Annotated in this window: 21 protein-coding genes; 19 read left to right on the top strand and 2 right to left on the bottom strand. The window is 41.8% G+C overall.

Annotated features, from left to right (window positions below):
• The first annotated feature begins 89 nt into the window (after positions 1-89).
• Complete coding sequence (locus FC26_RS02620) at positions 90-581, top strand: AP2 domain-containing protein (RefSeq protein ID WP_057777649.1); 492 nt, start codon at positions 90-92, stop codon at positions 579-581.
• 12 nt (positions 582-593) lie between these two features.
• Here the strand turns inward: FC26_RS02620 and FC26_RS12660 are convergent, their stop codons facing one another.
• On the bottom strand, positions 594-752 hold the full coding sequence (locus FC26_RS12660; RefSeq protein ID WP_157061013.1) for a hypothetical protein: 159 nt from the start codon (positions 750-752) through the stop codon (positions 594-596).
• A 122-nt stretch (positions 753-874) separates the two neighbouring features.
• Between FC26_RS12660 and FC26_RS02615 the strand changes: the two genes are divergently transcribed.
• From FC26_RS02615 to FC26_RS12955, 8 genes are all read left to right on the top strand, one after another.
• Complete coding sequence (locus FC26_RS02615; protein ID WP_057777647.1) at positions 875-1600, top strand: hypothetical protein; 726 nt, start codon at positions 875-877, stop codon at positions 1598-1600.
• A gap of 252 nt (positions 1601-1852) precedes the next feature.
• On the top strand, positions 1853-2404 hold the full coding sequence (locus FC26_RS02605) for an NAD(P)H-dependent oxidoreductase (protein WP_057777643.1): 552 nt from the start codon (positions 1853-1855) through the stop codon (positions 2402-2404).
• A gap of 104 nt (positions 2405-2508) precedes the next feature.
• The gene (locus FC26_RS02600; RefSeq protein WP_057777641.1) at positions 2509-4737 is read left to right on the top strand and encodes a glycoside hydrolase family 3 C-terminal domain-containing protein; all 2229 of its coding nucleotides are present in this window, start codon (positions 2509-2511) and stop codon (positions 4735-4737) included.
• A 165-nt stretch (positions 4738-4902) separates the two neighbouring features.
• Positions 4903-5844 carry a LacI family DNA-binding transcriptional regulator gene (locus tag FC26_RS02595; protein WP_057777639.1) on the top strand — a complete coding sequence of 314 codons (942 nt, stop codon included), beginning with the start codon at positions 4903-4905 and terminating at the stop codon, positions 5842-5844.
• Positions 5845-5964: 120 nt separating this feature from the next.
• Entirely contained in the window at positions 5965-7308 is a 1344-nt protein-coding gene (locus FC26_RS02590; RefSeq protein WP_420835215.1) for an SLC45 family MFS transporter, read from the top strand.
• A complete protein-coding gene (locus FC26_RS02585; protein WP_057777635.1) occupies positions 7301-8992 on the top strand; it encodes an alpha-glucosidase in 1692 nt (563 codons plus the stop codon). The genes FC26_RS02590 and FC26_RS02585 overlap by 8 nt, the downstream gene beginning before the upstream one ends.
• 240 nt (positions 8993-9232) lie before the next feature.
• Positions 9233-10369, top strand: coding sequence for an aminotransferase (locus FC26_RS12960; protein ID WP_057777633.1), 1137 nt, complete (start codon positions 9233-9235; stop codon positions 10367-10369).
• An 18-nt stretch (positions 10370-10387) separates the two neighbouring features.
• Positions 10388-11203, top strand: coding sequence for a transporter substrate-binding domain-containing protein (locus FC26_RS12955; protein ID WP_057777631.1), 816 nt, complete (start codon positions 10388-10390; stop codon positions 11201-11203).
• A gap of 79 nt (positions 11204-11282) precedes the next feature.
• Here FC26_RS12955 and FC26_RS02570 read toward each other — a convergent pair whose 3' ends face one another.
• Entirely contained in the window at positions 11283-11966 is a 684-nt protein-coding gene (locus FC26_RS02570) for a GTP pyrophosphokinase (RefSeq protein ID WP_057777629.1), read from the bottom strand.
• Between the two features lie 162 nt (positions 11967-12128).
• On the opposite strand from FC26_RS02570, the gene FC26_RS02565 reads away from it, so the two are divergent.
• The 10 genes from FC26_RS02565 (at position 12129) to FC26_RS02520 (ending at position 21632) form a co-directional block, all read left to right on the top strand.
• The gene (locus tag FC26_RS02565) at positions 12129-12893 is read left to right on the top strand and encodes an IclR family transcriptional regulator (protein ID WP_057777628.1); all 765 of its coding nucleotides are present in this window, start codon (positions 12129-12131) and stop codon (positions 12891-12893) included.
• 101 nt (positions 12894-12994) lie between these two features.
• On the top strand, positions 12995-13840 hold the full coding sequence (gene kduI / locus FC26_RS02560) for a 5-dehydro-4-deoxy-D-glucuronate isomerase (RefSeq protein ID WP_057777626.1): 846 nt from the start codon (positions 12995-12997) through the stop codon (positions 13838-13840).
• 17 nt (positions 13841-13857) lie between these two features.
• Complete coding sequence (kduD, locus tag FC26_RS02555; protein WP_057777624.1) at positions 13858-14682, top strand: 2-dehydro-3-deoxy-D-gluconate 5-dehydrogenase KduD; 825 nt, start codon at positions 13858-13860, stop codon at positions 14680-14682.
• A gap of 41 nt (positions 14683-14723) precedes the next feature.
• The gene (locus tag FC26_RS02550; RefSeq protein WP_057777622.1) at positions 14724-15698 is read left to right on the top strand and encodes a sugar kinase; all 975 of its coding nucleotides are present in this window, start codon (positions 14724-14726) and stop codon (positions 15696-15698) included.
• Entirely contained in the window at positions 15695-16348 is a 654-nt protein-coding gene (locus FC26_RS02545; RefSeq protein ID WP_057777620.1) for a bifunctional 2-keto-4-hydroxyglutarate aldolase/2-keto-3-deoxy-6-phosphogluconate aldolase, read from the top strand. Before FC26_RS02550 ends, FC26_RS02545 begins: the two co-directional genes overlap by 4 nt.
• A 132-nt stretch (positions 16349-16480) precedes the next feature.
• Complete coding sequence (guaD, locus tag FC26_RS02540) at positions 16481-17818, top strand: guanine deaminase (RefSeq protein WP_057777618.1); 1338 nt, start codon at positions 16481-16483, stop codon at positions 17816-17818.
• Positions 17819-17831: 13 nt separating this feature from the next.
• Complete coding sequence (locus FC26_RS02535) at positions 17832-19157, top strand: uracil-xanthine permease family protein (RefSeq protein ID WP_057777616.1); 1326 nt, start codon at positions 17832-17834, stop codon at positions 19155-19157.
• A gap of 307 nt (positions 19158-19464) precedes the next feature.
• Positions 19465-20259 (top strand): 5-oxoprolinase subunit PxpB, encoded by a 795-nt coding sequence (gene pxpB, locus FC26_RS02530; protein ID WP_076655075.1) that lies wholly within the window; start codon positions 19465-19467, stop codon positions 20257-20259.
• On the top strand, positions 20198-21199 hold the full coding sequence (locus tag FC26_RS02525) for a 5-oxoprolinase subunit C family protein (RefSeq protein ID WP_057777614.1): 1002 nt from the start codon (positions 20198-20200) through the stop codon (positions 21197-21199). Before pxpB ends, FC26_RS02525 begins: the two co-directional genes overlap by 62 nt.
• A gap of 16 nt (positions 21200-21215) precedes the next feature.
• Positions 21216-21632, top strand: a complete 417-nt coding sequence (locus tag FC26_RS02520) for an acetyl-CoA carboxylase biotin carboxyl carrier protein (RefSeq protein WP_057777612.1) — start codon at positions 21216-21218, stop codon at positions 21630-21632.
• The last annotated feature ends 12 nt before the right edge of the window (positions 21633-21644 follow it).

The following is a 21644-nucleotide window of genomic DNA, read 5'->3' as shown; positions in this document are numbered from 1 at the left end:
TGTTAGAGCTGAGAATTTAATTTGAAAAGATTGATACATAATCTTCGTAAACTTAGCTGATAAACATTAACCAAGAGGGGGAACCAGAAATGACTAAAGCAATCGACTTATCCGGCCAGAGATTCGGTAGATTAGTCGCAATTAAGCCACAGGGAAAAAGCACGAACGGCAATCTACGCTGGCTATGCCGTTGTGATTGCGGAAACTACACTGAAGTTGATGGCGTACAACTCAGAAGAGGCGACAGTAAAAGCTGTGGCTGCCTACGGCGTGAAGTGATGCGGAAACAATATCGTGAAAATCCAGCAATGGATGTTTACCGTGGAAAGTCTGATAGCTTCTACAATAAGGATGGGGTTTCCTATGCTTCGATTAAACGTTCTAAGCGGAACCGTTCTGGGATTATTGGAGTTTCTTATGATGAAAAAACGGATCGCTGGTTGGCACGGTTAATGTTTCATGGTAAGTATGTTTTGTTGAAGAGCTTTGAAACCTTCGATGAAGCTGCTGAAGCCCGTCAACAAGCTGAAGCAAAGTACCTGAAGAAGAATCGCGGTACAAAACAAACAAGCAAGAACTAAAAAAGAAGACGGTTAGTCTTCTTTTTTTTGATTATAATTTTGAATTGCTTCAGTGATGACTTGCTCAACAAATTCTGATCGATGTAAGCCAAGTCCCTTAGCAACGGTATCAATTTCTTCGGACAAATCTGCTGGTAAGGCGATTGCTGTATACGCTTTTTTGACTGTCATTGAAAGCCCCTCCAATTAAACATTTTAAAGGAATTATACCATGAAATAGAATTTCTTGTGTTTAAATTTGAATTGATTAAAATAAATGTAGATCAATGAATGATAGTGAGGTATTCGCGGATATGATTTATGGCTTTTTAACGGCCCAGCAAGCGTACAAATTAGAGCAGTTAGTAGCCACAATCGATGGCGATCGGTTGGCTGAGGCTTCGGTTGTTGAAATAAAACAGTTTATTGCAATGTTTATAAACAAGGCGCTGCCATTATTTGATCCGATTAACTGGATGCTGAATCAAGAAAAGCAAGAAGCAATTACTGATTTGTTGGTGACATTCTTGTATGAACATTATAATCTGCCGTTTTCTAATGAGTTTGTTAATCAATACATCAATTATACGGATCTCGTTGATCAAATTTGTACAGAGTATAAAAAGTCAGTTATCGATCATGACTTGACTGAAGGTGATTGGCAGCTAGCTGCTGAACGATCGCCACACGCCAATGCATCTGTGCCGGTAAAATTGCACGTCTTAATCAGCCATCAAGTTAGCCTCAAGCGATATCAGTCACTAAAAGCGGCTGGAAAACATGCGGTACCAGATAACTTGACACGCTATCAGGCAGCACGGAGCTATTATCGAAACGTGCTTGGAAAAAGTATGGAACAACAACAGTATTTGAAACATAATGTTAACCAGTTAATCGATCAATGGCACAAAATACAACAAGAATTTCAACGAGATGTGAGTAATGGGCGTTGTCTCGAATGCGATGCCATGTTAACGCAGGCTGAAAAAACGATTGAAAGTGAACTTAGTGAAATTCTGATTGGTGATATTGTCGATTGATGGCGCTGATTGGAGGGCTCTGATTGCGACATGACCAATTAGTACAAGCAAAAAAACACATCCAAACCAAACTGGCTATCTGGATTGTGATGACGATTAGTTTTTATATTTTACAATTGTTAATGCCATGGCCAATTCTGACGTATGTCGCGTGGCTATCATCAGGATACTGCGTCGTATTGTTTTGCATATTTGGAACGCTTAGTTGGCGGCTAATTCATCATTCGAAATAACTATTTAGGGAGAAAGATAATGCATATTCTAATAGTTAACGGTTCTACACCTTATCCCGATGCGAAGGGCGCGTTGACGGCTGCATTAGTACAACAGTACCAACAATGTTGCGAACAACGAGGATGGTCTGTTGAAACAAGTTTGACCGGTTCATTTGATATTGTAGAAGAACAAGCTAAAATAACGCGGGCAGATTTGATCATTTTTCAGTTTCCGGTCTATTGGTATCAGGTGCCATCGGGATTGAAACGCTATTTAGATGAGATTTTAACGATGGATTTTGCGTATTATGCGAGTGAAGAATATGCCCACGGTCCTGCGTTAACTGGTAAACGCTATTTAATCTCCACAACGTGGGCGGCACCTGAAACAGCCACTAAAGCGGGTGGATTTCTTGCGCGGCATTCATTAGAAGAAATTTTCTTACCTTTGGCGTTAACAATGAAGTTTTGCGGAATAGAAAAAGTAAAAGAAGTCCCAGTTAGTTTTTGGGGAGTGCATGATAAGACCGTGAAAACAGATTATGAGGCCGTAATTAAAGGGGTAATTGGATCAATTGACCCTGAGTAATGTCATTCTCAAAGAATGAGAGTTTCATCTTGTGGGTACAAGTTTACTGCGTTATGATAAATAAAATAGCGCTTACATAAACTTAATTCAGATGGGGGCTCACAATGGAAATTACACAATCGTTTTTGAACCAACTTCCCTTACAAGATAAGGCGGCAATCGTTTGCGGACATCATTTTTGGTTTACTCATGAAAATTTAAAGTATGGTATAAAAAAAGTGATGATGACGGATGGCCCTTCAGGACTCCGCAAGCAATCGAGTAGCGGGGATGCGTTAGGCATTAATAATAGTGTCCAAGCCGTTAGTTTCCCGGCTTCGGCACTGACGGCATGTTCATTTGATCGTCGTTCGATTGAAGCGTTAGGTGAACATTTAGGACAAGCGGCTCGGGCAGAACAGATCAGTCTGTTATTAGGACCGGGAGTTAATATTAAGCGAAGCCCGTTGGCCGGTCGAAATTTCGAATATTTTTCGGAAGATCCTTATTTGACTGGTGAGATGGGTGTCGCCTATGTGAACGGTGTGCAGTCACAACATGTTGGTGTTAGTGTGAAGCATTTTGCTGCGAATAATCGTGAAAATCAGCGGTTTACGGCTTCTTCGGATGTTGACGAACGGTCATTGCGAGAGATTTACTTGGCGGCCTTTGAAAAAATAGTTAAAAAAGCTGCTCCAGCTACCTTAATGTGCTCATACAATGCTTTGAATGGTACCCTTAATTCGCAGAATCATTGGTTACTGACGGATGTTTTGAGACAGGAGTGGGGCTTTGACGGACTGGTCATGTCTGACTGGGGTGCCGTTGCAGATCACACGGCGGCAATTAAGGCGGGGCTTGATTTAGAGATGCCGGGAAAAGGAGCTGAGTCCGAACAAGAAATTATTGATGCCGTTCATGATGGGACGTTAGATGAACATCAGCTAGATAATTCAGTTCGACGAGTGCTACGAACTGTGCACCAATGGCCAGCACCTGAATCATCCATGGATTATGATTTGGAAGAGCAACATCAATTTGCCCGTCAATTGGCAGCTAACAGTATGGTGTTACTTAAAAATAAAAATCAGACATTGCCAATTGACCAAAATGAAACTGTGGCTGTTTTAGGAGAATTAGCTGTTAAACCACGTTTCCAAGGTGGTGGTAGTTCACACGTCAATGCTTACCGAGTTTCAATACCGTATGACGAAATTAGTCAACGATCGAATGCGATTTATGGGCAGGGATATCAGTTGGCGGACGAAACGACTCATGAAGCACTTATTGAGCAAGCTCTTGAAGTGGCTAAAGATGCAGATAAGGTTATTATTTTTGCCGGATATCCCGAGTCGTATGAATCTGAGGGATTTGATAAACAAAAAATGACACTGCCTACTAATCAAATTGAGTTGATTAAGGCGGTGTCGCAAATGGGTAAGCCGGTTGTTGTGGTTCTGCAGAATGGCTCGGCAGTCGAAATGCCGTGGATCGATCAAGTCTCCGCGGTACTTGAAACTTATCTTGCCGGAGAGACCGTTGGAGAAGCAACTGCGGATGTTTTATACGGGGACGTCAATCCATCTGGTAAGCTTGCTGAAACATTCCCGCTTAAGTTGGAGGATAACCCGACCTTTGGCACATTTGGGATGGATCACGATCACGAACGCTATCATGAAGGAATTTATGTCGGGTATCGGTATTACGATGTGAAGCAAAAAAATGTTCTATTTCCATTTGGCTATGGCTTGAGCTATACAAAGTTTGATTACCAAAACATACGTATTCGAGTGACGGGAAATCGTGTCAGGGTTCAGTTTGATGTCACTAATGTTGGCGACCGATCTGGCCAAGCAGTTGCTGAAATTTACGTTGCCAACCAGGTCAGCGAAGTTGAAAAACCAATTCGAGAGTTGAAAAACTTTGACAAGGTCGATTTGGCACCAGGTGAAACACGAACAGTGACCGCTATTCTGACGGATCGTGATCTAAGTTGGTATAACCAAGATCAGGGACGATGGCAGTGTGATGCAGGAAATTATGCCATTCAGATTGGGACTTCGTCACGGAATTTGGTGTTGTCTCAGGTTATTAAATTTACGCCAATCAGGCAGCCACACGTTCAAATTACCGAAAATACGTATGTTGGAGAACTCCAAAAATATCCCGAATTGCAATCGGCACTGATTGATTCAGGATTGGACGCGGTAATCCAGCGGGTGACACAGGAAAGTGATAGTGCACGTTTGCTTGAAAACATGCCACTCCGAGCAGGTGTGATGATTGGTATTGATCGGGCAATGGTGAGTCGCTTTTTACAACTGGCAAATCAAAATAACGGTTATAATGGCTAAAGTTAACATGTTTGAGTATATGGTGTATAAGTTCATTAAAGAGGTCGGAAGAAATTTCTTCTGATCTCTTTAATTTGGATTGGTTATCGAGAGGGCGATCATCATGGTTTTATGGCTTTGATAAATGATATAATAGTCGGGACGATGATGTAGGGGGAGAAGACGTTGAATATTAAAAGTATTGCACAGAAGACGGGGTATTCTGAATCGACAGTTTCTAGAGCGTTGAATAATGATCCGCGAATTAGCGACCGAACAACGAAACTCATTCAAGAAATGGCGACTAAGCTAAACTACCAAAAGGATTTTGCTGCTATGAATTTAAATCATCAGGAATCAAATATCCTGGCCGTGATTTTTCCCCCGGAAGATTATATGAACATTAATAATCCATTTTACATTGAGATTATCAAGCAGGCATCCTATGTGGCCGCTAAATATAACTATATGATTTCTGTTATTTTGGCACAAAATCCAGATGAACTGGGACAAAAAATTGACATGATGATGGCTCAGGGGAAGGTTCGCAAATTTATCATGTTGTATAATTTACCGAATGATCCCTTGATTGGTAAATTTGATCGGCAAGATGTCAACTTGGTTGTCATTGGGAATCCGTTAAATGACCAAGTTGTGTTTGTTGACAATGATAATTATCAGGTTGGTCGGGCAGTAGCCCAGACGCTGTTGCAAGACAAACAGCAGACGCCGGTTTATATCATGTCGCAACGTAAATGGAAATTTGAAATGGACCGTCAACGGGGCATTATTTCTTATTTGCAGGACCACAATTGCCAGTTGCAAACAATCGAGTTTGACGAAACCAATTCAGCTGTGACGTCTCAGCTGAAACAGTTGGGGTACGAGAACCGACCTATCATTGTTTCCAGTGATGATTTATTGGCAAAACTATATGGAATTTTAAACTTTAATGCTGAACAAACAATTATTAGTTTTAACAATTCCATCTTTATTCAACCGATCAGTCAAAATATTAAGTCGGTTGATCTCCATCCCCATGAAATGGGAAGCAAAGCGGCTGAACTCCTCTTTGAAGGGGAATTTGCACAGGTTAAAAAGGCTAACTACGTTGGATTCACAATTTAAGTTGTGAGTCTTTTTTTTATAAAATTTGTGCAACCGGTTGCATTGTGTGGAAGCGTTTACTATAATAAGGGGCGTCGACAGGTTTTACTTTTGGTAAAATGGAAAGGGACGTGAGTTATGATGGAAAAAAAGGGGTTACCAACACTACCCGCAAGTAAAATTTGGTTAATGAATTTTGGCTTTTTGGGTGTTCAAGTTGCGTTTACGTTGCAGAGTTCTCAAATGAGTCGTATTTTTCAAACAATTGGTGCGAATCCAAATAATTTAGGATGGTTCTTTATTTTACCACCGTTAGCTGGTTTGCTCGTGCAGCCAATCGTGGGGACATATTCTGATCGTACGTGGGCACCAAAACTTGGCGGTAGAAGACTACCTTATCTTTTAATCGGTGCATTAGTGGCCGTAATTGTTATGCTATTATTACCAAATTCTGGTAGTTTGGGTTTTGGTTATGCTTCTTTTGCAGCACTATTGTTCGGTGCCATTACCGTGGCATTTTTGGATGTTTCTTCAAATATGGCGATGCAACCATTTAAGATGATGGTTGGTGATATGGTGAATGAACAGCAAAAGGATTATGCTTATGGTATTCAAAGTTTCCTTTCAAACGCTGGTTCTGTGATTGCTGCAATTTTTCCGTTTGTGTTAACTGCAGTTGGTGTTTCTAACATCGCTGAAAAAGGTGTTGTTCCAGATTCTGTGGTTTGGTCGTTTTACATCGGTGCGGCTTTACTGATCTTTACAAGTTTATTTAGTGTTTTCAAAGTTCAGGAATACGATCCACAAACGTATGCTTTGTATCATGGAATTTCTGAAGACGATAATAAATCGGGCGGTAACTGGTTTACGCTCTTGAAACAAGCACCGAAGACGTTTTGGAAAGTTTCATTGGTTCAGTTCTTTTGCTGGATGGCTTTTCAATATCTCTGGACGTATTCAGCAGGGGCAATTGCACAAAATGTTTGGCATACCACCAATGCCAGTTCAGCTGGCTATCAAGCAGCCGGTAACTGGTACGGTATTCTTGCCGCAATTCAAGCATTAGCTGCTGTTGCGTGGTCATATTTGTTGGCAAAATTACCGCCTAAAATGGCGAAGATCGCCTATGCCGGAAGCCTATTATTAGGAGCGATCGGATTTATTTCCGTCTTCTTTATTCACACGGAATATCCACTGATTCTATCATTTGTTTTAATTGGTTTCGCTTGGGCAGCAACTAACACCTATCCGTTGGCAATGGTGACGAATGCACTTTCAGGGGCCCATATGGGTACTTACTTAGGTCTATTTAATGGTTCAATTTGTTTACCACAAATCGTTGCCTCGGTGGCTTCATTTGCACTTTTCCCACTGTTGGGATCGTCACAACTGAACATGTTCATATTGGCAGCCGTGATTATGGCGTTTGGTGCACTATCAGTAAGTTGGGTAAACGACAAGAAGGAGGAAAAAATTAATGGCTAGCACACGATGGTGGAAAAACGAGGTAGTTTACCAAGTTTATCCACGTTCATTTCAAGATACGAATAATGATGGTATCGGTGATTTAAATGGGATCACAGCGCATCTGGACTATTTGAAGAACTTAGGGGTAACCACTATTTGGGTTTCTCCCGTTTACAAATCCCCGATGGTCGATATGGGGTATGATATTTCGGATTATCAAGCAATTGACCCACAATTCGGCACAATGGCGGATTTCGATCACTTATTGGCAGAAGCCAAGAAGCGTGGAATGAAGATTATTATGGACCTAGTCGTCAACCATACTTCAGACCAGCACGATTGGTTCCAACAAGCATTAGCGGATCCACAGAGTAAATATCGTGATTATTACATTTTTAAACATTCTGACGATGGTCAGGTGCCAAATAATTGGCGTTCCATTTTTGGTGGCTCAACGTGGACAGAGGTTCCAAGTGAGCCCGGAACGTACTACTTTCACACGTTTGCACCACAGCAACCCGATCTGAACTGGGAAAATCCGGTATTACGTGAAGAAATTTATACCATGATTAACTGGTGGTTGGCAAAAGGAATTTCAGGGTTCCGAATTGATGCCATTACGCATCTTAAAAAGGATCTAGACTGGGCTAGTATTGAACCAGATGGTGAAGATGGATTAGCTAATGTTGTGAAAAAAGGGCAGAACCGTCCTGGACTTGGCGCTTTCTTAACTGAATTAAAGGCGAAAACATTTGATAAATACAATGCCATGACGGTTGGTGAAGCATATGGGGTCCCAGCGACAGATATGCCTAACTTTATCGGACCTGACGGCTATTTCTCCATGATCTTCGATTTTTCATATTTTAATATCGAAGTGAACAATGTGGATGAATGGTATCGTGGCCGCTCAAATTGGCAAGTAAAAGATTTGAAACAACTGTTGTTTGAAAGTCAGCGGTCAATTAAGACAGCCGATGGTTGGACGGCCAATGTAATTGAAAATCATGACCAGTCTCGTGCGGTTTCAAAGTGGATCAAAAATCCACAGTATCAGACACCGCTAGCGGCTAAAGCCCTTGCCACAATGTACTACTTTTTGCGGGGGATTCCGTTCATCTATCAAGGTCAGGAACTAGGTGCCAAAAATTTTAAGCGGACAAACATCAATCAATTTAATGACTTATCTTCTGTTAATAATTACAAGATGGGGCTTAAGTTGGGGATGGATCCGGAGCAGGTGCTAGATTTGGTTAACTTTAAATCACGTGATAATGCGCGTGTACCAATGCAATGGACCGGTGACCAGTTTGGTGGCTTTTCAGACCATGAACCATGGTTAGCAATGGGCAATGATCGTGAAGCAATCAATGTGATGGATGAAAGTAAAGACGAAAACTCAGTGCTTAATTATTATCGCAAACTCAATCAAATGCGCCAAAATGAGCGTTATCAAGACGTTATTGTGAATGGTGAGCTGGAACAACTGAAGACACCGGATAACGTCGTTGGCTACCAACGACTGACAGATGATCAAGAACTAGTAGTCTTTGTAAATTTAGGCGAAGAAACAGAAACAATTAACTACACAGGTAATTATGAGCTTGTTTTAACTAACTCAAGAGAATTTATTTCAATGAAGCCAGAACAATTGGAATTACGACCTTATGAAGCAGTTGTATTATTTAATCAGGGTAAATAATACAGCGTAAATGAATTAATATTCAAAAAATGTTGACAGTATTTAATATTGTGAATATAATACAAGTACATTAATCGTCATCGGTATTTCTATCACCGGGTAGAAATTACTTTGGGCATCTGTACTGTAAACCGCAGGTACGGCGTGTACGAGCGCCATAAGGGTTACAGTATGGGTGCTTTTGTATTGAAAAGGGTACCAATGTACGATTTATCAGAATTACAGGGGGAGGTAGCGTAATTGAAAATTAAAGAGTTTGGCGTCGAACAATGGATGAATGACTATGAAGATGATGCACAGTTCAATTTGGGTGAAACCTGTGTCTCACCACTATCGCTTCATGATTTATTGATGGTGACGCATGTTGATGAACCGAAATTTATGCATGAATTGTTGCATAAACGGCTTACCTATGGGGATATTTTTGGTAATGTTGAACTGAAGCAAAACATTGCGCGATTGTATCAAACGGCGCTGAAACCGGACCAAATTGTGACGACGCATGGCGCAATTGGGGCTAATAATTTGGTCCTAAATTCTCTTGTCGCACCGGATGATGAGGTGGTGGTTGTGGCGCCAACTTACCAGCAAATGCAATCCATCCCAGAGGCATTGGGGGCCACCGTTAAATTGTTACAATTAACGGCGGAGCACAACTATTTGCCGGATATTAATGAGTTGCGTCAGCTAGTTAGTTCAAAGACCAAGTTAATTATTTTGAATAATCCTAATAATCCTTCCGGTGCCTTAATGTCAGAAGAAGTGTTACGGAATATTGTTGCGGTTGCGCAAAAAGTTGATGCATACGTTATGTGTGACGAAGTGTACCGGCATTTAACGCAAGATGATCAGTACTCACCGTCGATCGTCGATCTATATGAACATGGTATTGCGACAAGTAGCATGTCGAAGGTCTTTTCTCTTGCTGGTTTACGGTTGGGCTGGATCGTAACGCGTGATGCAGAAGTGATGGCCACGATTCACAGCCATCGTGATTACGATACGATTAGTAGTGGTGTCTTAAATGAGATGATTGCCAATGTCGCACTATCACACGCGGAAATCATTATTGAGCGAAATCGCAAGATTATTCGTCAAAATTTAGTAGTTTTAGAAGAGTGGGTTAAAACGCAGCCTCATATTTCATGGGTTAAACCAGCGGCTGGGACAACGGCATTGTTGCACTATGATTTCACAACGAATAGTGAGCCGTTTTGTGATCAGTTATATCAACAAAAAGGGGTATTGCTGGTCCCAGGGGCAGAATTTGACATTGAACGCGCGGTTCGAATTGGGTATGCGTTTGAAACAGCGCAATTAAGAAATGGACTTGCTGAAGTGGCTGCATTCATTTCAGAAAATCAGGCATCATTATAATATGGGGAGAGTTTTAAAATGAAAAAGCGTTTTTTGGTATTATTAAGTGTTATGGCAGCACTGACAATTGTGTTAGCTGGTTGTGGCAATAAAAAGGATACTAGTGTTCAAAAGGTTCAAGACAAAAAAACTTTAGTCGTGGGAACCTCCGCTGACTACGCACCATTTGAATTTCCAATCATGCAAAATGGGAAAAAGCAAATTGTTGGGTTTGATATTTTGCTTGCAAAACAAATTGGTAAAGAATTGGGTGTAAAAGTGAAAATCGTTAATACTGACTACCCTGATTTGCTACCAGAACTAAAGAATAATAAGGTTGATTTGGTAATTGCCGGAATGACACCTACCGCACAGCGGCGTAAGTCGATTGCTTTCTCGAAACCTTACTACTACACCAGTAACACGTTATTAGTTCGGAAAGCGGATGCCAATAAATTCAATACAATTGCAGATTTAAAGGGTAAGTCCGTGGGTGCACAACAGAGTTCCACACAAGAAACAATTGCGAAGAAACAGTTGAAGAATAGCAATGTTGTGACTGAAAGTTTGGTAACTGGAATGACTACCGAATTACAGAACGGTAAATTGGACGGCGTCGTCGTGGAAAAGGCTATTTCAGATAACTACGTACGCAAGTATCCAGAAAAATATGCGATTGCAAAGGTTAAGCTGACAACGCCTAAACAAGCAAGTCAGATTTGTGTCGCCGGCCGCAAGGGTGATAAGGCTTTGATGAAGAAGACTAACAAGGTAATTACCCATTTGGATAAGACTGGAAAACTTGATAAGATGTTTGACCAAGCAGAAACAATTCAAGTTAAATATAATAAGTAAAAAATTGAATTGTTACAAAAGAGATCGATACAGACATATAGATGTTTGTGTCGATCTCTTTTGGTGTGGGGCATGTTAATTAGGACAGATGATGAAAAATTCCCTGCATATTTTGCTCAATTTGGTTTAATTCTTCGGAATAGGACCGTAGCTGTTCGCCATATTTATCGACGAGGGTCGGGTTGGCTTTTGTTTTATAACGTAGTTTATGTTCAAGACTTGCCCACATATCCATGCCAACGGTTCTGATTTGCACCTCAACAGGTGTATTTTGAACGCCATGAGTTTCAAATACGGGAACGGAAACGACAATGTGCAGACTGCGATAGCCACTTGCTTTAGGGTCCTTGATATAATCTCGGCGGCGAATCAACTCGACGTCGCTTTGCTGAAGCAGCATTTTTTCAACAGAATAAACATCATCAAGATAGTTAGTAATTACACGGATACCAGCAATATCATAAATATTATCTTGAACACTCTGAGCGCTTAGGTCATACCCTTTGCGCTTGATTTTTTCAAAAAGACTCGGCACTTCTTTGATGCGTTCTTCCATGTGGTGGATTGGATTGTGATCATATTTAAACTGGAATTCACTGTCTAAATTTTCCAATTTTGTGCCAATTTCGTTCGCACCCTCTGTGCATAGGTGGTAGTAGCTAATAAAATCTTCAAAGTCTTTAAAATCATGATCATCCAAAATTTGTCGAATTTCAGATGACGATTTTTTCAAGTTGAAGAAGTTGTCTCGTTCTAGTATCATAATTTCCTCCGTCGTTAATGTTACTTCTATCATACCCTATTTGAATATGTAAGTATGGTTTCTTTACTAATTGTTAACGCTTTACTAATAAAGTTGAAAACGGTTTAAAACAGTGTAGAATTTATAATAAGTGTTAAAGAAGTCGATGAAGGGGGTTAAAATTTGGGCAATAAACTGTATGGCACGGTTCTTCTAAAAGCAGATAAAATATTGGATGTTTTGAGTGATGGCAAAAGTAAATCGCTGCAACAAATCGCGACTAGCACAGGTATTTCAGCCTCAACAGTTTCTAAAATTTTAACGACATTAAGCCACATGCATTATGTGACTAAAAGCGATACGAATAAACGATTTCACCTCGGCGCAAAATTAATTCAATTTGGACAAGTTCAGACTGGGGCAACGGACTTGATTGAACTGACACATCTTGATCTCGATCGGTTACAGGCCAAGATTGACGAGACAATTCATCTATCAGTTTTGGAGAACAATAAGGCGGTTTATGTTCGAAAAATGGAACCGCAGCATCAAAATATTTTTATGACATCCAAAGTTGGGATTGCCAGAGAATTATATAGCTCGGGGATGGGAAAGGCGATGCTTGCGACCTTCGACGAGACGGCGTTGGCGCATTATTTAAGTGTAACGAAATTAGTACCGTTTACTGACTTTACAATTACGGATGAAATGCAGTTGCGGCGCTCTGTTCATCAAGCACAGTTGATTGGATACGCAATTGACGATGAAGAACAGGAGAAAGATTGTTTTTGTGTTGCGACTACCTTATGTGAAAATGATCAACTACTGGGGGCAATGAGTATTAGTGTCCCCAAATTTCGAGTTACGCCGCAGTATCGCAACTTAATCATTCAAGAATTAATGAAAGCCAAACAACGAATTGAAGGACGACTAAGCAAAAACAAGTAACTAAGTATTTTAAAAGAGTTGCATTTTTGATGTAAGCGTTCTATTCTATAACCGTAAAAAAGAAATTTGAATTTCCATATAAGAAAATGGAGGAATTAATAATGTCATTTAGCATGGTTACGAAGTATGCACATAGTCCTGAGGATATTGATCATTACAATACGGATCAAATGAGGCAAGAATTTTTGATGGAAAAAATTTTCAATCCCGGCGATATTCTGTTGACCTATACCTATAATGATCGGATGATTTTTGGTGGTGTCACGCCGGTTACCCAACCGTTGGAGATTATTTTAGATAAAGACTTGGGTGTTGATTATTTCCTGCAACGTCGTGAATTAGGTTTCATTAATGTTGGCGGTCAAGGAATTGTCACCATTGATGGGGATCGCCAGACAATTGAACCGCATGATGGCTATTACGTTGGAATGGGGACGAAGCACGTCTGTTTTGAATCGGTCGATCAAGTACATCCAGCCAAATTTTACGTTGTATCCACACCGGCACATAAAACGTATCCGACCAAGAAATTAGCTTATAAGGATTCAATTGCGATGCCGATGGGGGATCAAGAACATATGAATAAGCGGACGATTCATAAATATATTGATGCTTCGATCATGGATACTTGTCAACTTCAGATGGGATATACTGTGTTGGAACCTGGTAATTCATGGAATACGATGCCAGCACATACTCATGCACGACGGATGGAAACATACTTATACCTTGAGTTTGGTTCAGCCGATACTCGGGTCTCGCACTTTATGGGAACCCCAGAAAATACGAAGCATATTTGGTTGGAACCGGAACAAGCTGTCGTTAATCCAAGCTATTCCATTCATTGCGGGGTTGGTACGACTAACTATGCGTTTATTTGGGCAATGTGCGGCGAAAATCAAACATACGATGATATGGATGCCGTGGATATGCATGATCTTCGCTAGACTAAGGGTGATGGGAGTTGAAGAAAATGGCACAATCACAAGAAGAAATTAATCATAATTCAGAGGCACTTCAACAGTTTAAAATGGACTGGTTCAGTTTAAAGGGTAAGGTTGCGATCGTGACTGGTGGTAATACTGGACTTGGACAAGGCTATGCTGTCGCGCTGGCCGAAGCTGGGGCCGATATTTTAGTGGTTAATCACGGAACACAGGGTCGTGATGAAACCAGAAAGTTGATTGAAGAAAAAGGGCAGCGAGTTGAATTTTATCAAGCTGATTTAACGGAAGATGGCATTGCCCCCAAGGTTGTTGCAAAAGCACTAGAACTATTTGGTCATCTCGACATTTTGGTCAACAATGCCGGAATGATTAAGCGAAATCCAATTCTGGAGTCTAAGGATGAAGACTGGGATCGTGTCATTGCAATTAACTTGTCGGCGGTTTACCGGTTGTCTTTGGCGGCATCCAAAGTCTTTGCAAAACAAAAGTCTGGTAAGATTATCAACATTGGTTCAATGCTTTCTTTCCAGGGTGGTAAGTTTATTCCATCCTATACCGCAGCCAAGCACGGTGTTGCGGGATTGACGAAGGCGTTTGCCAGCGAAATGGCAGCCTACAATGTGCAGGTTAATGCAATTGCACCTGGATATATTAAGACGGCGAATACGGCGCCAATTCGGGCTGATGAGTCTAGAAATAATGAAATTCTTGGCCGGATTGCCGCTGGACACTGGGGTGAACCATACGAACTGATGGGCATTGCCGTTTATCTGGCAAGTAATGCGTCTAACTACATTAATGGTGCGGTAATTCCAGTTGATGGTGGCTATCTAGTAAGGTAAGATCATATCAGAGACTTTATAGACTAAAGCGAGGGAAAGACGTGACTGAATTATTAACGATTGGGGAGCCAATGGTCCTCTTTGCGTCAGATGAAGAGGATGTAACGCTTGATCAAGCAACACATTTTTCAAAATATTCGGCAGGTGCAGAACTGAATGTCGCGATTGGGGTTGCACGATTGGCACACCGTGTTGAGTACGTATCTGCGGTGGGGGATGACCCATTCGGTAAATATCTTAGTCGAGAAATTAAAGATAACGGAATCGCTACGACCTATTTATTGACGGATCCCGATCACTGGACGGGATTTTATTTAAAACAATTAGTTAGTCACGGTGATCCGGAAATTGCCTATTTTCGTCGTGATTCAGCTGCGGCCCATTTTTCGTCGTCGGTACTGGACAACATTAATTTCAATGACCTGCGATTGGCCCACTTATCTGGGATCTTTGCGGCGTTGTCCGAACATGATTTAGCCGTCTACAAGCGATTAAATCAGCAACTGAATGAACATCAAATTCCAGTGATCTTTGATCCTAACTTGCGGCCCACACTGTGGCAAAGTACTGAAGATATGATTCAGGTGACCAATAACTTGGCCAGTCAGGCACAAATTGTTATCCCAGGACTAAATGAAGCTAAAATTTTAACTGGATTAACGGACCCAGCCGAAATTGCTCAATTTTATTTCAATCAAAGTGTCGTAACCACAACCGTAATCATTAAGATGGGACCCAGTGGTGCGGTTGTCGTTGATCGAAATGGTGCCGGAATCAAAGTGAGTGGCTACCCGATTGAATCAGTTGTAGACACAGTTGGTGCTGGGGATGGGTTTGCAACAGGCGTGATTACAGCACTATTAGAGAATATGTCGATGATCGATGCTGCGAAACGGGGATGTGCTATTGGGGCGATGGCGGTCATGAGCCATGGTGACAATGATGGCTATCCCACAAAAGAACAGTTGGAAAATTTTTACCGACAGCATGTCGGTGGGAGGATCGCCAAACTATGAAAAGAGCTAAATTGCTACAACGAATGATTGATACAGGTGTCATTTGCGTCATTCGTGCTGATAATGATCCGGAAGCAATTAAGATCGCAGATGCAGTTATCGCTGGCGATGTTACTGGCATTGAGCTGACCTACAGCGTGCCACGTGCTGACGCGGTAATTGCACAGTTGGTCGATAAATATGCTGGAACCAACGTGTTGATAGGTGCGGGAACGGTATTGGATGCAACATCGGCGCGATTAGCAATTATTGCGGGGGCAAACTTTATTGTGAGTCCGGCTTTTGACAAGGAAGTTGCGTTGATGTGTAATCTTTATCAAGTCCCATACGTTCCTGGGACGTATACGATTACTGAAGCACAAACGGCACTGAAATATGGTTCGGAAATGGTTAAACTATTTCCGGGTGAACTTGCGGGACCGGCAACAATTGCAGCCTACCATGGACCATTTCCTTATTTAAACGTGATGCCTTCCGGAGGTGTTGATCTTAAAAACATGGGTCAGTGGTTTCAATCTGGTGCGTCAGTAGTTGGTGCGGGTCGTGGAATCACAGCACCTGCCGACGTCGGTGACTATGCTCGAGTGACTGAGCGAGCACATGATTATATTGCGAAATACCGAACAATTAAATTAAATTCTGAGCAGTAGGGAAGGGACTAACGTCCTTTCTTTTTTTGCTTATTTTAAATACGAACAAATTTATGGTTAACTTCAAATAAAGTTCGTGTTATACTAGTGATGCTTTAAAAATTTGTTCGTGATGGAGAGGAATTCACTATAATGATCTCACAGGTAATCGAAGGTTCTTACTTTACGGCACGAGATTGTGATCAGGTTGACTTTAATCAAGATGCACTTATCTGCATTGATTCGGAGGGAATTATCAGTCGAATCGTTAATCATGACGATCCAAAGTTTGGAGAAGTTCGACGACAGGCGGAGGCACAAAATATATTAACTCGGCTCTCCGATTCTCAATATATTTTACCAGGGCTTATCGACCTACACGTTCATGCGCCACAGTGGGCACAAGCAGGACTCGCATTAGATCGACCACTGAATGAGTGGCTAAATACATACACATTTCCACTGGAAGCAAAATTTAGTGATGTTAATTTTGCTAGACGAGTCTATTCACAACTTATTATGGAACTGCTGGCTAATGGGACGACAACCGTCATGTTTTTCGGCACAATTTTTAATGAGTCCAATTTATTACTGGCCAAGCAGTGTGCACAACTCGGATTACGAGGATATATTGGCAAAGTGGCGATGGATAACCCAGATCAGACACCGGAATACTATCGCGATTTGTCCGCAAAACAAGCTCTGCTGAACACTGAAGAATTTATTTTTGCGATCCAAGAGCTACAATCTAAAGTTGGTGGAACCTTGGTTCCGGTAATCACCCCAAGATTTGTTCCCAGCTGCACCGACGATTTATTGGCGGGACTGGGGCGTTTGGCGCATAAATATGATTTGCCGATCCAGTCACATTGTAGCGAAAGTGATTGGGAACATGGATACGCAATGGCGCGCTTCAAAATGACGGATGCTCAAGTCCTTGACCATTTTGGCCTGTTAACGGAGCGCTCTGTGATGGCTCATACGACAATGCTCGATCATGATGATGTTGATTTGTTTAAGGCTCGGGGTACGGCCATCGCCCATTGCCCAATCTCTAACGCCTTTTTCGGTAATGCGGTGTTACCAACAAAACGAATCTTGAAAAACGGTAATAAAGTGGGCTTGGGAACCGATATTTCTGGCGGTTATTCACCAAGTTTGTACCGTAATATGCAGCAGGCGGTAATGGCCTCCCAAATGCTGGAAGATGGTGTTGATCAGACCATTGTTGCGGATCATCGTGGGGTTACTGATTCACGAATTTCAATTAAAAATGCGTTTTATCTGGCAACGTTAGGCGGTGCTAAAGCGCTACATTTAAATGCTGGCGCGATCAAGGTCGGCTGTAAAGCAGATATGCAGGTCATCAATAAACGGACTAGTTTAATCGAAACGCAAGCTGACGATATCTTTGAACAGCTAATTTACCAAACAGAGCGTAGTGATATTAAACAAGTTTTCATTGGTGGAACCTTGGTATATCAAAATTAGGGAGAGAATTGACATGGAAGTTGAAAACGGAATTTTAATTGGACCAGATGATAAAATCAAAACCAGTCAAGCTGGCTTGCTTGGCCTGCAGCATGTATTGGCTATGGATGTTTATGTGCCACCGGTAATTTTGGCTGGTGCGCTATCAATGGGAGCGGCAGATACATCGGGCTTGCTGCAATCCACCTTCTTGGCGGCCGGAATTGGGACGATTATTCAAACATGGCTGTTTATGAAGATGCCGGTTTCTCAGGGACCGTCATTTGTACCATTGGGGGCGGCAGCTGGAATAGTGTTGGCTTCTGGGGGTGTTAATCAAGGGATGGGAACTTTAATCGGAGCTTCCATTATTGGTGCACTGTTATTGATCGTGTTAGGGCTTAGCGGAATGTTCCAGAAAATTATTTCCGCGCTCGTACCGGCAATTGTTGGTGGTACGATTATTACATGCGTGGGATTATCATTAATTCCATCAGCCCTGAATGACAATGTTTTCGAAGCAAGTGGCAATGTTAATCAAAATATTTTGTTAGCTTCAATTACGGCTTTGACCTTGCTGGTGGCCGTGGCAATTAGTATTCGCTTTCCACAGCTTCAACGAGTTTTCAAAACGGGTTCTATTATATTAGCGTTGTTGGTTGGCTCTGGTGTTGCCGCTTTGATGGGCCGGTTTGACTGGCAGACCGTCAGCTCAGCCCCTTGGTTTGGCCTACCAAGCCGTACGATTTTTCATTACGGTGTCCATTTTTCGTTATCCGCAACCCTTACCTTCATTATTATCTATGCAATTTTAACGACAGAAACGACCGGAACTTGGTTTGCGATGGGCGCGGTTATTGATCATAAGATTACTGACAAGCAGTGGAACCGCGGGATTATTGGTGAAGGAATTAGTTGTTTGGTTGCGGCACTGTCTGGAACAACACCTGTTACGGGTTATTCTACTAACGCTGGTGTCATTTCAATTACGGGAATCGCCAGTAAACGGGTTTTCATTGCTGCAGGACTATGGTTTATCTTACTCGGCTTCTTTAGTAAGGTCTCTGCGTTTCTTTCAGCGATTCCAGCTGCTGTTATTGGTGGGGTATTTGCAATCATTTGTGTCACCATTATGCTTAATGGGTTAAATGTGATTCGGCGCTTGAAAACTAACGAAAGTGACCTCTACGTGATTGGGTTACCAATTATTCTGACGATTGCGTTAGTTTTACTACCATCAAAAGTGATGAATGAGGCACCCCAAATGGTACAATATTTACTGGGTTCCCCAATTGCAGTGGCAGCAGTTGCTGCAATTATTCTAAATTTGGTAATGCCTAAACGGCACCCGTTAGTTTAAAAGCTGATAATTAAATAGGTCAATTCAATATCATGAGAGGTTAAAACCCTCTCATTTTTATTAACTATAGTTATAGAGATAATTAATTGATGATTTAAGTTATTTCTAAAGTAAAAGGGTGTCTTTACTTTAAATAGTTAAGCAATTACCGTGATTAGTTTTATTTTAAACATTCGATTATAAATAAAAGTGATATGTAATCGTTGCATTTTTACGATTGTATCGAATCGTAAACTGCTTTATTAATCAAAATATGTTAAACTTTTCTCTAATGTTTTTTTAATGTTGATAAATGAGGTGATAACAATTGGACGAATATAAATTATATCCAGCTGGAGACTGTGCGATTAATGTTACGTTTAGCAATCGTGTTGACCCACAAATTAATCGTTCGATTCAGCAACTTCAAGAAAATTTGCGGTCTATGCAACAGACTGGAATTACTGGGTTTGTTCCAGCTTTTCGAACGTTGACGGTATTTTATGATCCGATACTGGTGACGTTTGAACAGTTGAAGCGTGTGATTCATCAGGCATCATTGAAAGCATCTACGCTTCAAACGCAGGCAATTCGTATCGTGCATATTCCAGTTTGTTATGGGAAAGATTTTGGTCCTGATTTGAAGAATGTTGCTAATCATGCCAAATTGACACCGAGAGAAGTTGTTAAACGTCATTGCCAACCCAACTATCTGATTTACATGCTGGGTTTTTTACCCGGGTTTGTCTATCTGGGAGGACTAGATCCACAACTTGCGACGCCCAGATTAGCAACACCCAGATTGAAAATTGAACCCGGTGCTGTCGGAATTGCAGGGGAGCAGACGGGAATTTACCCGATTGAATCTCCAGGCGGCTGGCAAATTATTGGGCAAACTCCATTAAGATTATTTCAGCCTGATCAAGATGAGCCATTTTACTATCATGCTGGGGATTATATCCACTTTGATCCAGTTTCTGATTTTGAGTATCAACAGATAAAGAAAATGGTGGATGAAGGGCACTATCAAGTATATATCGAGACGAGGAAGGTGACTGAAGATGGGGATTCGAGTGACACAGCCGGGATTACTGACGACGGTTCAGGATCTGGGAAGAACTAAAGGCCTTGCGCAAGGCTTTTCACCATCTGGTGTCATGGATCAGTGGTCCGCGATCCAGGGGAACTTGCTCGTTAATAACGTTGAAAATGAAGCCGTCCTTGAATATAGCATTCTAGGACCAACTGTGACATTTTCAACACCGGCCGTCATTGCTGTGACGGGTGGTGTGGTTAATGCCAAACTAAATGGTACTCAGATTCATGAAAATCAGGCGATTGAGGTTAATTCGGAGGATGTTTTAGAAATTGGTCCTTTGACGCAGGGACGCTATGGGTATTTGGCGGTTTCGGGTGGACTTCAAGTAGATTCAATTTTGGCCAGTAAGGCAACTAGCTTGCGTTACGGACTGGGTGGATTTAAGGGCCGCGCACTTAAAACGGGGGATTTTCTAGCAACGGTAGAGCCGAAGCCTGTGATTGCGGAACCGGAAAAGCGAAAAATTGCTGTTAGCTCACATTATACAGATCAAACGGTTTCAATTCGTGTGACGGAAGGACCGCAGTTTGCTCAGTTTGAGGCTGAAACAATCACAGCATTTACAAACCAACAGTTTAAAATTTCAAAGAATGCGGATCGAATGGGGTTACGGCTAGAGGGCCAACCATTATCAGTGGCTAATGTGCCAGAGATGCTGTCCGAAGCAACGGTGGCTGGCGGCATTCAGGTTCCTAAGAACGGTCAACCGATCGTTTTGATGGCGGATCGGCAAACGACCGGTGGGTATCCCGTCATTGGCGTTGTCGCATCTGTCGACTTACCAACGATAGCTCAGCTGGTACCAGGTCAGGTAGTTCGATTCAAAATGATTAGTTTGACGCAGAGTCAACAAGCACTAGCCGACCAGAAAGCGCAACTCAAGCAGATCAAACAAACGTTTGACGCCTTAAACCCAAAAGTAAGTCGAAAAACAGCCACTAAGATTAGTAGACTGTTTAGATAAAATAGGAGGAGATACGATGAACCTTGATGAAATAAAGGCTGTAATGGCGTTAATGAAGCAAAATGATGTGACAGAGTTTGAATACGAAAATGACGAACAACGCTATAAACTGAAGCGTGGTAGCACGCAAGGGGTCCCAACTACGCAACCTGTTGCTCCAGTTGAAGAGGCGGTGGCACCGGTGGCTGATGAACCAACGACCATTAACGCAACGATGGTTGGCATCTTTTATGAGGCACCTAGTCCGGACGAGAAAGCTTTTGTGAAGGTTGGAGATCAAGTTGAAAAGGGGCAGACGATTGGTGTCATTGAAGCAATGAAAATGATGCATGATGTCGTCGCTGATCACGCCGGAAAGATTACCAAGGTATTGGTGGCCAACGAGGAAAACGTGGAATTTGACCAACCGTTATTTGAAATCGAAATCGATTAGATAAGGAACGTG

Source organism: Paucilactobacillus vaccinostercus DSM 20634 (assembly GCF_001436295.1).
Lineage (GTDB): Bacteria > Bacillota > Bacilli > Lactobacillales > Lactobacillaceae > Paucilactobacillus > Paucilactobacillus vaccinostercus.
The sequence above is the reverse complement of the archived record's forward strand: the minus strand, read 5'-3'. Positions and strand labels throughout refer to the sequence as shown.

Excerpts from the sequence above, each read along its gene's own strand:
- FC26_RS02620 (WP_057777649.1), top strand. The coding sequence starts at position 90 with ATGACTAAAGCAATCGACTTATCCGGCCAGAGATTCGGTAGATTAGTC.
- FC26_RS12660 (WP_157061013.1), bottom strand. The coding sequence starts at position 752 with ATGACAGTCAAAAAAGCGTATACAGCAATCGCCTTACCAGCAGATTTG.
- FC26_RS02615 (WP_057777647.1), top strand. The coding sequence starts at position 875 with ATGATTTATGGCTTTTTAACGGCCCAGCAAGCGTACAAATTAGAGCAG.
- FC26_RS02605 (WP_057777643.1), top strand. The coding sequence starts at position 1,853 with ATGCATATTCTAATAGTTAACGGTTCTACACCTTATCCCGATGCGAAG.
- FC26_RS02600 (WP_057777641.1), top strand. The coding sequence starts at position 2,509 with ATGGAAATTACACAATCGTTTTTGAACCAACTTCCCTTACAAGATAAG.
- FC26_RS02590 (WP_420835215.1), top strand. The coding sequence starts at position 5,965 with ATGGAAAAAAAGGGGTTACCAACACTACCCGCAAGTAAAATTTGGTTA.
- FC26_RS02585 (WP_057777635.1), top strand. The coding sequence starts at position 7,301 with ATGGCTAGCACACGATGGTGGAAAAACGAGGTAGTTTACCAAGTTTAT.
- FC26_RS12955 (WP_057777631.1), top strand. The coding sequence starts at position 10,388 with ATGAAAAAGCGTTTTTTGGTATTATTAAGTGTTATGGCAGCACTGACA.
- FC26_RS02570 (WP_057777629.1), bottom strand. The coding sequence starts at position 11,966 with ATGATACTAGAACGAGACAACTTCTTCAACTTGAAAAAATCGTCATCT.
- kduI (WP_057777626.1), top strand. The coding sequence starts at position 12,995 with ATGTCATTTAGCATGGTTACGAAGTATGCACATAGTCCTGAGGATATT.
- FC26_RS02545 (WP_057777620.1), top strand. The coding sequence starts at position 15,695 with ATGAAAAGAGCTAAATTGCTACAACGAATGATTGATACAGGTGTCATT.
- guaD (WP_057777618.1), top strand. The coding sequence starts at position 16,481 with ATGATCTCACAGGTAATCGAAGGTTCTTACTTTACGGCACGAGATTGT.
- FC26_RS02535 (WP_057777616.1), top strand. The coding sequence starts at position 17,832 with ATGGAAGTTGAAAACGGAATTTTAATTGGACCAGATGATAAAATCAAA.
- FC26_RS02525 (WP_057777614.1), top strand. The coding sequence starts at position 20,198 with ATGGGGATTCGAGTGACACAGCCGGGATTACTGACGACGGTTCAGGAT.
- FC26_RS02520 (WP_057777612.1), top strand. The coding sequence starts at position 21,216 with ATGAACCTTGATGAAATAAAGGCTGTAATGGCGTTAATGAAGCAAAAT.